The organism is Prevotella corporis DSM 18810 = JCM 8529, assembly GCF_000430525.1.
Taxonomy (GTDB): domain Bacteria; phylum Bacteroidota; class Bacteroidia; order Bacteroidales; family Bacteroidaceae; genus Prevotella; species Prevotella corporis.
Genome location: NZ_AUME01000019.1, coordinates 1 through 12,692, shown reverse-complemented (window position 1 = coordinate 12,692; position 12,692 = coordinate 1). Strand labels below are relative to the sequence as shown.

Genomic DNA, 12,692 nt, shown 5'->3' with positions numbered 1-12,692 from the left:
GGATGTCATCAAGAATGACATCCCTTTTTTGGGTAATGTTTTCTTTTTGTATAGTTGATAAATATTAATTATGTTTTCTTTATATTCTTAAAATAATTAAATACATTGCGATTTGTTAACTTTTAGTTGTTAATATTTTAATGTTTTCGTTATCTTTGCTCACGTAATCAGAAAGTAACATACAGATGAATTATCAATAATCATTTGTGTCACCATAAATATGGCTTAAATGAAGAAAAGGACGATTTGGACAATTGCGGTAATCATGGGGCTCTCATTCCTTGCATTGCTTCTTTTGCAACTCAACTACATCGAAGAGATGGCTGAGATGAAAAAAGAACAGTTCGACGAGTCGGTGAACCGTGCTCTATATCAGGCAGCTAGAAATATGGAACTTAACGAGACGCTTCGTTATTTGGAGAAAGACGTAAACAAGAATGAAGACAAATCGTCTAAGAATAATGTGCCCAAAGACAAGGAGAAAAGCAGCACCCATCAGTCCTTACCATCAGATGATCAAGACGGTGCATTTACGTCTTTTGAGTCGAAACTTGTACAGAGCAATCCGTCGCTGACCCCAAAGGCATTGGTTGTAAGAAGCGATAGTGGCTCACTCTCAGCAACGAAAAAAAGGATGCAGGAGATGGTTCGTAACCGTTATGTCTATCAAAAGGCACTTTTAGAAGAAGTGGTTTACAACATCTTGTATTCTGCATCGGACAAGCCGTTGAACCAACGAATCAATTTTAAACTGCTCGATCAGGACTTGAAGGCCGAGATGATGAACAACGGAATCAACATTCCCTACCATTTTACAGTCTCAACACAAGACGGGCGAGAAATCTATCGTTGCCCTGACTATGTTGGCGATGGGCAGGAGAATGGTTACTCGCAGGTGTTGTTCCGTAACGACCCCCCGAACAGAATGGGTGTGGTGAAGGTTCATTTCCCCGACATGACCAACTACATTTTCTCCAGCGTACGCTTCATGATTCCGTCGATTATCTTTACCATCGTGCTATTGGTGACATTCATTTTCACGATAGTGATTATCTTCCGTCAGAAACGATATACGGAGATTAAGAACGACTTTATCAACAATATGACCCATGAACTCAAGACGCCGATAGCCAGTATTTCGCTTGCTGCACAGATGTTGAACGACAAGAGTCTCACAAAGTCGCCAAAGATGATCGACCACCTCGGAGGAGTTGTCAACGACGAGACTAAACGTTTGCGGTTTTTGGTTGAGAAAGTGTTGCAGATGAGTATGTATGATCAGAAAAAAGCCGTGCTGAAAAAGAAATACACCGATCTCAATGAGATGGTTGAGACCATTGCGCATTCTTTCACTCTCAGAGTGGAGCATACCGGCGGAAAGGTATATACGGATATCGAGGCTGTTGAGTCGAAAGTTTATGTCGATGAGATGCATTTTCAGAATGTAATCTTCAACCTGCTGGACAATGCCGTCAAATATGCCAAGCCCGACAAGCCGTTGAACGTCTATCTCAAAACATGGAACACCAATGAGCACCTCTATCTCACCATTAGGGACACAGGGCAAGGCATCAAAAGAGAGAATTTGAAGAAGATATTTGAAAAGTTCTATCGCGTACACACTGGAAACCGACACGATGTGAAAGGATTCGGATTAGGGCTGGCTTATGTCAAGCGTATGGTTGACCTTCACGAAGGCGAGATAAAGGTTGAAAGTGAATACGGCAAGGGTACGAAGTTTACCATTATTTTGCCAGTATTGATTGATGAATAAATTTTAAGAACAAGAATAAATAATAACCAAAAATTGATGGATATGGAAGAAAATTTCAAAATTCTATTGTGTGAAGACGATGAGAATCTCGGAACACTGTTGAGTGAATATTTGCAGGCAAAAGGCTATCAAGCCGATCTCTGTCCTGATGGTGAAGCTGGTTATAAAGCTTTTTTGAAAAATAAGTATGACATTTGCGTGCTTGACGTGATGATGCCAAAGAAAGATGGCTTTACACTTGCGCAGGAAATCCGTCAGACCAACATGGAAATCCCTATTATTTTCTTGACTGCCAAGCAGTTGAAGGAAGATATTCTGGCTGGATTCAAGATTGGTGCAGACGATTATATTACCAAACCCTTCTCAATGGAAGAACTCGTATTCCGTATTGAGGCCATCCTCCGTCGTGTACGTGGTAAGAAGAATAAGGAATCAACACTCTATCAGATTGGTAGGTTTACCTTTGACACTCAGAAGCAGTTGCTGACGCTCGACAACAATCCCGATAAGGCAACCAAGCTCACGACGAAGGAAAATGAATTGCTCGCCCTGCTTTGCTCTCACTCAAACGAAATACTGCAGCGCGATTATGCCTTGAAGACTATCTGGATTGATGACAACTATTTCAATGCCCGCTCCATGGATGTTTATATCACAAAGTTGCGTAAGCATCTGAAGGCCGATGATCAGATAGAAATCATCAACATCCACGGCAAGGGCTACAAGCTCATCGTCCCAGAGGAAGAATAAGAGAGCCTTCTTTCAGCCTTGTTCATCAGGGACGGAAGACCTCAGGTCGCTTAGTAATAATTGATAATTGATGTCGGCTTCGTAAGTCAAAATCTTATGGAGCTGGCATTTTTTTGATTTAGCTCAATCATCAAACACCGTTCCTCTTATTAAAAACAGTTAAGCCACAGTCCCAAATAAGTAATTTTTATTGACAAATTGATTTTTGTCTGCCTGTTAGCAAATGGTTGAGTGTTAGAGCGTTATGATATTGCTGATAAAAGCTTAGGTTTCACAAGACAAAAGCTTAGGTTTTGCATTCCGAAAACTGGCCTTTTGAGCGTCGGAAGCATACCTGTTGATTAACCGTAGCGAAATAGTTTTACAACCGTCTCTTTCAAGAAGAAACCATCAGCTTTGAATTGATGGCTTATTTTTGTAGTCTGACATGTGCGATAGTCCCGCCAATAACCATTGCCAGTCCTGTTAACAACAGAGCGTTTCCCTTTACACTTGCCAGAATATGAACTGCAAATAACACGAGGCCTAAAGCAACAGAGAAAAGTCCTAAATACTTGATATATCCCTTCATAGAGTGCAAAATTACAAAAAAGATTTGGTTGATTGGCAAAAAATTAGTAATTTTGCACCGCATTTTGCGTAAGCAGGTGTATATGTTTTATAAATTATTTATTTAAAAGTAGTATGAATCAATACGAAACCGTTTTCATTTTGACTCCCGTTTTGTCTGATGAACAGATGAAGGAAGCGGTCGCTAAATTCAAGAAGCTGCTCACCGACAACGGTGCTGAGATCTTGAACGAAGAGGCTTGGGGTTTGAAGAAGCTCGCCTACAACATTCAGAAGAAGTCGTCAGGCTTCTACGCTTTGTTGGAGTTTAAAGCTGAGCCAACAGTTGTCAACACTCTCGAAACAGCATTCCGCCGCGACGAGAAAGTTATTCGTTTCATTACCGTTAAGCAGGATAAGTATTCAGCAGCTTATGCAGAGAAGCGTCGTGCTAAATGGGCATCTAAAAAGGAGGCTTAATCATGGCAGAGCAGAAAAAATCAGAAATCCGTTATTTGACCGCACCTTCAATCGACACCAAGAAGAAAAAGTACTGTCGTTTCAAGAAGAGCGGAATTAAGTACATCGACTATAAGGATGGAGAATTCCTTAAGAAGTTCCTGAACGAACAAGGAAAGATTCTTCCACGTCGTATCACTGGAACATCTTTGAAGTATCAGCGTCGAGTAGCACAGGCTGTTAAGCGTGCTCGTCAGATAGCATTGCTTCCATACGTAACCGATTTAATGAAATAATAATAAGGAGGCTAAGGATATGGAAATAATACTTAAAGAAGATATTATCGGACTTGGTTACAAGAACGATATTGTGAATGTTAAGAACGGCTACGGTCGTAACTATCTCATACCTACAGGCAAGGGCGTTATCGCTTCTCCGGCTGCAAAGAAGCAGTTGGCTGAAAACCTCAAGCAGCAGGCTGCAAAGATTGCTGCCAAGAAGGCTGAGGCTGAAAAGCGTGCCGCACAGTTCGACGGTGTTGAAGTCGTTATCCCAGCTAAGGTTTCTGCCACAGGCGTGACCTATGGTTCTGTGAATGCAGCCATTGTTGCTGAAGAACTGGCAAAGAAGGGTCTCGAGGTTGACCGTAAGATCATCACCATGCGTGATATCAAGAAGGTTGGTACATACGAGGCTACTATCCACTTCTTCAAGGAAGTAGAAGTTAAGCTCCCTGTAACTGTCGTTGCAGAGAACCAGCCAGAGCCAAAGGCAGAGGAAGTTGCTGAAACTCCAGCGGAAGCTCCCGTAGCAGAAGCTGAGGAAACACCAGTAGCTGAGGAAGAAGCTCCAGCAGCTGAATAATCTTGGTTCTCTCTTTCTTGAGAGTTTTATGAGAGTTGAATTTTGCACTGTAAAGCATTATTATAACGATAAATCCCTTTCATCTTTCAGATGATTGGGATTTTTTAGTTAACAATTGGATAAATGAAAAGAATCGTACTGACCGGTGGTCCTTGCGCAGGCAAGACAACTGCATTGGTAAAGATAATTGAACACTTTTCGAGTCTGGGCTACAAAGTTTTTATCATTCCGGAAGTGCCCACGCTTTTCAGTCAGGCTGGTATGGACTACCTTACTGATAATAAGGATTTTTTCTACGAAGGCGAAAAGGCAACTTTGGAAATGCAGCTGGCACTTGAGGAAAAGTTTATGCGTATGGCCGAAACCCTGAATGTTCCCACCATCATAGTATGTGACCGCGGAACAATGGATATCTCTGCCTACATGAAACCAGAGATGTGGCAGGAAATAACCTTAAAGATGAACACCAGTTCCGAGACACTGCGCCAGCGGTATGATGCCGTACTTCATTTGGTGAGTGCTGCCGATGGAGCGGAACAGTTCTATACAACGGCCAACAACAGTGAGCGCACCGAAGGTCTGGAGTTGGCAAGAGAATTGGATAAGAAGATTATTCAGGCATGGATGGGACACCCACACCTACGGGTAATAAACAACCATGAGGACTTCGATAATAAAATTAACCATGTGCTGCAGGAAATTTCCAATGTGCTGGAACTACCACAGCCCATCGTCGAGGAACGGAAGTATATAGTTCGCGTGTTTGGGGATATTCCGGGAGCAATTGAAAGTCACATCTACCAAACCTATCTCACATCAGAACCGCGAAGCGAGGTGCGTCTTCGTCGCAGAACACTGAATGGAATATCGGTAAACGTCAGGACAACAAAGAAAACCCTACCATCGAATGAGCAGGTTGAGACAGAGCGCCAGATAGACAATAATCTCTACAAATCGTTGCTTCGACAGGCCGATCCTTATCGTCAGACTATTCATAAGAAGCGTCAAACCTTTATTTGGAAAGGGCAGTTCTTTGAGTTGGATACGTATATTCAGCCCAATGAAGGTCTCCAAATTCTTGAAACGAAGGGAATTGTCGAGCATGAGGATGTTAATTTTCCTCCTTTTCTTGAGGTGTGCGAGGATATAACGGGTAAGACTGAATACTATAATTATAATCTGGCATTGCGGAAATAGCAATAGATTCTCAAATTTATAATGCATGTTTACTGGTTGGCAAATGTGCATTTGCATATTTAAATAATATGAAATCAGGTAGTTTTAACCTGTTTCTCCCGATTTTTCTGTATCTTTGTAACCTTAAGTATTATTAATTACACATTTAAGAAAATATGAAAGCATTTGTATTCCCTGGACAGGGTTCACAATTCGTAGGCATGGGGAAGGACCTCTACGACAATAATCCATTAGCAAAAGAACTTTTCGATAAAGCAGACAAGACCCTTGGGTTTAAGATAACTGACATAATGTTTGCTGGTACTGATGAACAGCTTAAGGAAACAAAGGTAACACAGCCAGCTGTTTACCTTCATAGTGTAATTTCAGCACTTTGCTTGGGCGATGAGTTTAAACCCGAAATGACTGCCGGACATTCTCTGGGCGAGTTTTCAGCCCTTGTAGCTGCTGGCGCATTGAGTTTCGAGGACGGACTGAAGTTGGTTGCTGCCCGTGCCAATGCCATGCAAAAGGCATGCGAGAAGAATCCTGGTACGATGGCCGCCATCATCGGTCTGCCTGATGAGAAGGTGGTTGAGATTTGTGATTCAGTTTCCAAAGATGGCGAGGTGGTTGTGGCAGCAAACTTTAATTGTCCTGGTCAGTTGGTTATCTCTGGCTCGAAGAATGGCATTGACAAGGCTTGCGAGCTGTTGAAAGAGGCTGGTGCAAAACGTGCTTTGCCATTGAAGGTGGGTGGCGCTTTCCATTCACCATTGATGCAATCAGCAAAGGACGAGTTACAGGCTGCAATTGAAGCTACGAACATCAATACTCCCAAGTGTCCTGTTTATCAGAATGTTGATGGGAAGGCACACACAGACGCAGCTGAAATAAAGACCAACCTGATTGCTCAACTTACCTCAAGTGTTCGTTGGACTACCAGTGTTCAGAATATGATTGCCGCAGGTGCCACAGAATTTGTAGAATGTGGACCTGGCAAGGCATTGCAGGGCATGATAGGGCGTATCGACAAGAATGTAAATGCTCACGGAATAGGTTAAACCGTCGTGCTTTTCTCTTGTTGGAAGAGAATCGATATGCCCGATAGGGTAGTTGTCGATTACTAAAAAAATGTTGTTCATAATAATCCTTGATATCATTAATTATTATTTTGAATGAAATAGGGAAGTTATAAACAACATTTTTTTAATTTAAACTGAACTCACTTCTTGTAAAAGAAATTTGAGGATATGCAGAAACTAATTATCTATCAGGTTTTTACTCGTACATTTGGGAATAGAATACAAACTCGACAGGTGAATGGAACGATGTCTGAGAATGGTGTGGGGAAGATGAATGACTTCAATGCTCCGGTGTTGCGGCAAATCAAAAACTTTGGCGCCACGGCGGTTTGGTACACAGGTGTCATACGTCATGCTACTTGTTCGGATTATTCTGCGTTTGGTATTCCAAAGCAATCATCCCGTATTGTTAAGGGAAAGGCAGGCTCTCCCTATGCGATAACAGACTATTATGATATTGATCCTGATATCGCAGAGAACGTGACAGGCAGGATGGAAGAGTTTGATGCTCTTGTTTCGAGAACTCACAAAGCAGGGTTGAAGGTCATTATAGATTTCGTTCCCAATCATGTTGCTCGCCAATACAAGAGCATTGCGAAACCTTTTGGGATTAGTGACTTGGGCGAGGATGACGATACGGGGAAGCATTTTGACGCGCAGAATAATTTCTATTATTGTCCGAATGAGCATTTGGATTTGTCTGCTGTTGCTTTTCCTGACGAAATAGATTCTGTTCCCTATGAGGAATTTCCGGCAAAGTGTACGGGTAACGATCGATTTGATGCCCATCCCCAGCAAAATGATTGGTATGAGACAATCAAATTGAATTATGGTATTGATTATTGTGATGCAGGAGGGCGTAGCTATCACTTTTCTCCATTGCCATCTACTTGGCTAAAGATGGCTGATATTTTGCTCTTTTGGGCAAGTAAGGGTATTGATGGTTTTAGATGTGACATGGCTGAGATGGTCCCTCGTGAGTTTTGGTCTTACATTACTGGGCGAATCAAAAATTTTTATCCACACATTGTCTTCATTGGTGAGGTGTATGAGCCTTCAAAATACCGGGATTATATATCTGCTGGCTTTGATTATCTATATGATAAGGTAGGGATGTACGACTGTATTCGTGACGTTATGTGTGGCAGACGACCAGCAAGTTCCATTACAAATGCGTGGCAGAATACAGATGATATTCAAGAACACATGCTCTATTTCCTTGAAAATCATGATGAGCAGCGTATCGCATCCGATTTCTTTTGTGGCAATCCACAAAAAGGAATCCCCGGAATGATTGTCTCATCATTATTGCGGGCTAATCCTCTCATGGTCTATGCTGGACAAGAGTTCGGAGAACGTGGTATGGATCGTGAAGGATTCTCAGGAGTTGATGGTCGTTCAACGATATTTGACTATTGGTGTACCGATAGTGTGTTCAAAGGATTCTTCTCTCGCAGTGAACTTACACTGGAGCAACTGTATTTGGAGGGTATTTATGCCAAATTAATGAATATTTGTAACGAGGAAAAAGCGGTTCAGTTTGGTAAATCCTTCGACCTTATGTATGCAAATATGGACAACGAATGGTTCAATCCCGATAAACAGTTCGCATTCATGCGTAAGGATGGAGGCGAGGCCTTATTGATTGTAGCCAACTTCGATGATAAGGATGTGGATGTGGAAGTTAGAATCCCAGCGCATGCTTTCGATTACATGCAATTAGTGGAGGGTAAGGTTATGATGACCGATCTTATGACTGGTGAGTCCCTGACCTCTGTCCTTTCAAAAGATACCACTTGCCGAATCCATATCAAAGCCCTAAGGGGGAGAATATATAAGTTTATGAATTAGTTTATGGCGTTATACGATAACGAGCTGAATCCTCATAATAAGGATGAATTTCCACCTGCTCATACATCCGAACACCTTCTTAATCAGTTAATGATAAGAATGTTTGGGACTGCGAGGAGCAACAATGCACATATTGAACGTAAGAAAAGTAAGATGACTTTTGTTCTCGACCATAAGCCTGATCGCAAGATCGTGAGGGCTATCGAAGATGAAATGAATCGGCTCATTGAACTCGATATGCCCGTGACTTATGAGTTGGTGGACAGAGAGCATATTCCCGAAGGGGTCAGTCTTGACAAGTTGCCTGAGGAAGCGACTGAAAAGATACAACTTGTGAGAATTGGAGACTACGATGTTTGTCCCTGTATCGGGAAGCATGTGCGCTCAACTGCTCAGATTGGTCGCTTTGAAATGCTCGGTACCAACTGGGATGAGCATGCAAAGACATTTAGAATACGTTTCAAGGTCATACCATAGTTTAATATTTAAAGTTTAGTTTATCATGATTCGTTCTGATAAAGATATGTTATGGAAAGTGATTGATGAGGAGTACATCTTCAAACGACCATGGCTTACTGCGCGTAAAGATAAAGTTAAACTGCCCAACGGTAAGGTTTACGATGAATATTATGTGCTTTCTTATCCCACATGGGTGAATGTCATTGCAGAGACAACAGATGGATTGTTGATTCTTGAACGACAATATAGGCATGCTGTTCGGGAGGTTTCCATAGAAATATGTGCAGGTTGTGTTGAAGAAGGTGAGAATCCGCTCGAAGGTGCAAAGAGAGAGCTAAAAGAAGAAACTGGATATGGTGGCGGTGAGTGGACTGAACTGCTGAAGATAGCTCCCAACTCAAGTACAATGGATAATTTCTGTCATTGCTATTATGCAAAAGGTGTTGCGCGAATATCGGATACAAATTTTGATGATACTGAGGATATAGAGTTGCTTTTGAAAACCAAGGAAGAGGTATTTGAAATGTTGAAGCGAGGCGATTTTCATCAAGCGATGATGGTTGCCCCACTTTGGAAATACTTTGCAACATATTGTCGAACAATGATATTATGATAACAAGACACAGTATAGAGACCGCCCATGCGTTTTTGCATCAAAAATCAAGAGTGTATCAATTCTCAACGATGGAGAAGCAGAAAGAGGACATCGAATATGCAGTTGGTTGCTATGCGGAAGAGATGAACAAAGAATTGTACATGATAATGTCGAAAGGAAGAGAAGGCTTTTTGCTGAATCATGCTTCTTTTGCCAAGGATATTCAAGAAGCTATAGAATTTTTGGAAGGGAGGTTAGAAAATGAATTTTGATACAACGCAAGACGAGATGCGGACAGCAGAATTAATTAGTATCATAGAACATTCTGTTGAGCGATTGTCGCTGGCAGAACTTGAAGCGCTTTATTATGACATGGTGGCTAAGGATTATATAAAATAGTTATAAAAACAGCGCGGATACAAACTGTGTTGCATCCGCGCGTTAAGTTAAACTTAAACCATAAAATCGTCATTCCGTACAATCTTCTTCCCTAACTAATACTTATTCTTTCCTGAAACTTTCTTTACCTAAACTATTTAAATACTATTATGATTGAATGACATCACAAAATTAATTAAACAATGCGATGAGGCTATTACAATAATTGCGTTTTTTATTATAATTACTACGGTATAATATATTTTCGATGTGGTTTGGTAATAATTTTGCTATTTTTATGCGATTGAATATGTAAACTTGTAAGTATGAGTCGAGAGAATAATGAGATTTTGCGTTTGGCGATTCCGTCAATAATTAGCAATATCACGGTTCCTTTGCTGGGATTAGTTGATTTAACGATTGTCGGACATATAGGCAATGAGAGTTATATCAGTGCCATTGCAATAGGAGCTATGATTTTCAATATCATCTATTGGGTTTTAGGTTTTTTGCGTATGGGGACAAGCGGCATGACATCTCAGGGATACGGTAGTGAAAATTGGGAAGACACATTGAGAATCTTATTACGCGCATTGATGATAGGACTTGGTATAGGTGTGTTGTTCATTGTTTTTCAGCGGTTGATAGAGTGGGGGCTGATTCGCATCATGAACACTCCGGCCTCATCACTTCATCTCGTGAGCGATTATTTTCGAATCACCATTTGGGGAGCTCCAGCCATGTTAGGGCTATACGGACTGACTGGTTGGTTCATAGGAATGCAGAATACTAAAGTTCCCATGTTAATTGCTATTGTGCAGAATTTAGTCAATATTGCCGCTTCACTATTTTTCATTTTTATTCTTGGGTGGAAGATCGAAGGAGTGGCTACTGGCACTTTAGTAGCTCAATGGAGCGGCTTTTTGATGGGTATTGTTATTTTGCGTAATGGTTTGAAGCATGATTATTTCTTTGCCAGTGAGCGAAACGAACGCATTACTCTGCAATTATTTCGTTCCACGTTTCGGAACTTGGGCGCATGGAAACAGTTTTTTATTGTAAACAGGGATATTTTCCTACGGACCTTGTGCCTTATAGCCGTCAATCTCTTCTTTACAAGTGCCGGAGGCAGTCAAGGCGCCATGATGCTTGCCGTGAACACTTTGCTCATGACGATGTTTACGTTATTCTCTTATGTGATGGATGGTTTCGCTTTTGCCGGTGAGGCTTTGAGTGGCAAGTATTATGGGGCGCGTGATTTGGATGGTTTCAGAAAAATGGTCAGACGTCTGTTTGGCTTTGGTGGTGTCATGGTAGTTGCATTCACGCTTGTTTATGCTCTCGGTGGATTGGGATTTCTGCGACTGTTGACCGATGACGAATCTGTTATTATGGCATCAAGACCCTATTTGCCTTGGGTATATTTAATACCGCTGACGGGAGTTGCTGCCTTTATCTACGATGGGGTATTCATCGGCTTGACGGAGACAAAGGGAATGCTGGTGACATCGGTCGGAGCAATGACGTTTTTTTTCTTGTTTTACTATCTCGCATGGAGTTCTATTGGGAACAATGCTCTGTGGATATCGTTCCTACTGTTTCTCGGTTTAAGGGGTTTGTTCCAATATTTCTGGGCTAAGAGCTTTCTATTGAAGAGGTTTATCAACAAATAAAATATTGAATAGGTTATGAATATCATTTGGGCAGTAATTTTCTTTCTCCTACTGTCGTTAGGTATAACTTATGTTTCTTGGCATATCTGGCAAATATTGCCCATTGGCATTCTTGCCAAATGGGTTGTAGTTAGTTTGCTGCTTGCGTGTATTGTTTGCTTTTTTACAAACTTCTTTGTAGGATTAGACCATTATCCCATGGCTGTCTCCAAGTTTCTTTATGAACTGGGAAACTCATCTATATTCATCACTCTATATCTGGCGATGGTATTCATTATCTTGGATATCGGGAGAATTGCCCACCTTATTCCCAAAAGTTTCATGTTCGGTAGTCGGTTGGGCACAGCCTCTATTTTAATACTGGTCGTTGCGATTTTCATCTATGGCTATTTCAATTATGAAAGAAAGGAAAGAGTGCAGCTGAATGTTGAAACAGCGAAACCCTTAAAGCGACCCCTTCGTGTTGTAATGATGAGCGATTTGCATTTGGGCTATCATAATACGCGTGCGGATTTTCATAAATGGGTGAGCGACATCATGGCCGAAAATGCTGATTTGATACTTATTGCTGGCGACGTTATTGATGGGAGCATTCGCGCGTTGCTTGAACAGGACATGGTGACTGAGTTCAGGCGTCTCAAAGTTCCTGTTTATGCCTGTTTGGGCAATCACGAATATTATAGCGGACGAAAAGAAGCCATACAGTTCTATAAAGATGCTGGTATCCACTTGTTGGTGGATGAGGCAGAAGAAGTGGAGTTGAGGGGCGATACTATTTTACTTATAGGTAGGGATGATCGAGTGAACGAGAATCGTAAATCGGTAAAAGAGCTTCTATCAGGTTTCTCTAACAATCGATACGTCATCCTGTTAGACCACCAACCCTATCACCTTGAAGAGGCAGAACAGGCTGGAGTAGATTTTCAACTGTCAGGCCATACTCACTATGGGCAGGTCTGGCCAATTAGCTGGATAGAGGAAGCCATTTATGAGAAAGCTTTTGGCGCTCTTAAAAAGGGTGACACACAATATTATATTGGTAGTGTCCTTAAAAGTGTGTAATTCATCTTTCCTTTCTC

14 protein-coding genes are annotated in these 12,692 nt (G+C 41.5%); all 14 read left to right on the top strand.

The window, feature by feature from the left end; all coding sequences use genetic code 11:
- The first annotated feature begins 229 nt into the window (after positions 1 to 229).
- The 14 genes from H515_RS0104845 (at position 230) to H515_RS13010 (ending at position 12,675) form a co-directional block, all read left to right on the top strand.
- Positions 230 to 1,774: a sensor histidine kinase gene (locus H515_RS0104845; protein WP_028901656.1), complete on the top strand. Its 1,545-nt coding sequence runs from the start codon at positions 230 to 232 to the stop codon at positions 1,772 to 1,774.
- Between the two features lie 42 nt (positions 1,775 to 1,816).
- Positions 1,817 to 2,524: a response regulator transcription factor RprY gene (gene rprY, locus H515_RS0104840; RefSeq protein WP_025876074.1), complete on the top strand. Its 708-nt coding sequence runs from the start codon at positions 1,817 to 1,819 to the stop codon at positions 2,522 to 2,524.
- A gap of 684 nt (positions 2,525 to 3,208) precedes the next feature.
- Positions 3,209 to 3,553, top strand: a complete 345-nt coding sequence (rpsF, locus tag H515_RS0104830; protein WP_025876076.1) for a 30S ribosomal protein S6 — start codon at positions 3,209 to 3,211, stop codon at positions 3,551 to 3,553.
- Between the two features lie 2 nt (positions 3,554 to 3,555).
- Positions 3,556 to 3,828, top strand: a complete 273-nt coding sequence (gene rpsR / locus H515_RS0104825) for a 30S ribosomal protein S18 (RefSeq protein ID WP_004355224.1) — start codon at positions 3,556 to 3,558, stop codon at positions 3,826 to 3,828.
- A gap of 19 nt (positions 3,829 to 3,847) precedes the next feature.
- Positions 3,848 to 4,396 carry a 50S ribosomal protein L9 gene (gene rplI / locus H515_RS0104820; RefSeq protein WP_028901655.1) on the top strand — a complete coding sequence of 183 codons (549 nt, stop codon included), beginning with the start codon at positions 3,848 to 3,850 and terminating at the stop codon, positions 4,394 to 4,396.
- 123 nt (positions 4,397 to 4,519) lie between these two features.
- On the top strand, positions 4,520 to 5,593 hold the full coding sequence (locus H515_RS0104815; RefSeq protein WP_025876079.1) for an AAA family ATPase: 1,074 nt from the start codon (positions 4,520 to 4,522) through the stop codon (positions 5,591 to 5,593).
- Between the two features lie 155 nt (positions 5,594 to 5,748).
- Positions 5,749 to 6,636: an ACP S-malonyltransferase gene (gene fabD, locus H515_RS0104810; RefSeq protein WP_028901654.1), complete on the top strand. Its 888-nt coding sequence runs from the start codon at positions 5,749 to 5,751 to the stop codon at positions 6,634 to 6,636.
- Between the two features lie 189 nt (positions 6,637 to 6,825).
- Positions 6,826 to 8,508, top strand: coding sequence for an alpha-amylase family glycosyl hydrolase (locus H515_RS0104805; RefSeq protein WP_028901653.1), 1,683 nt, complete (start codon positions 6,826 to 6,828; stop codon positions 8,506 to 8,508).
- 3 nt (positions 8,509 to 8,511) lie between these two features.
- Positions 8,512 to 8,985, top strand: coding sequence for an alanyl-tRNA editing protein (locus tag H515_RS15025; protein ID WP_028901652.1), 474 nt, complete (start codon positions 8,512 to 8,514; stop codon positions 8,983 to 8,985).
- Positions 8,986 to 9,031: 46 nt separating this feature from the next.
- Complete coding sequence (locus H515_RS0104795) at positions 9,032 to 9,580, top strand: NUDIX hydrolase (protein ID WP_306302514.1); 549 nt, start codon at positions 9,032 to 9,034, stop codon at positions 9,578 to 9,580.
- Entirely contained in the window at positions 9,577 to 9,834 is a 258-nt protein-coding gene (locus H515_RS0104790; protein ID WP_025876083.1) for a hypothetical protein, read from the top strand. Before H515_RS0104795 ends, H515_RS0104790 begins: the two co-directional genes overlap by 4 nt.
- Positions 9,824 to 9,961 (top strand): hypothetical protein, encoded by a 138-nt coding sequence (locus tag H515_RS14800; protein ID WP_169719585.1) that lies wholly within the window; start codon positions 9,824 to 9,826, stop codon positions 9,959 to 9,961. Before H515_RS0104790 ends, H515_RS14800 begins: the two co-directional genes overlap by 11 nt.
- Before the next feature lie 305 nt (positions 9,962 to 10,266).
- Positions 10,267 to 11,613, top strand: coding sequence for an MATE family efflux transporter (locus H515_RS0104780; RefSeq protein ID WP_025876085.1), 1,347 nt, complete (start codon positions 10,267 to 10,269; stop codon positions 11,611 to 11,613).
- Positions 11,614 to 11,628: 15 nt separating this feature from the next.
- Positions 11,629 to 12,675: a metallophosphoesterase gene (locus tag H515_RS13010; protein ID WP_051274669.1), complete on the top strand. Its 1,047-nt coding sequence runs from the start codon at positions 11,629 to 11,631 to the stop codon at positions 12,673 to 12,675.
- The last annotated feature ends 17 nt before the right edge of the window (positions 12,676 to 12,692 follow it).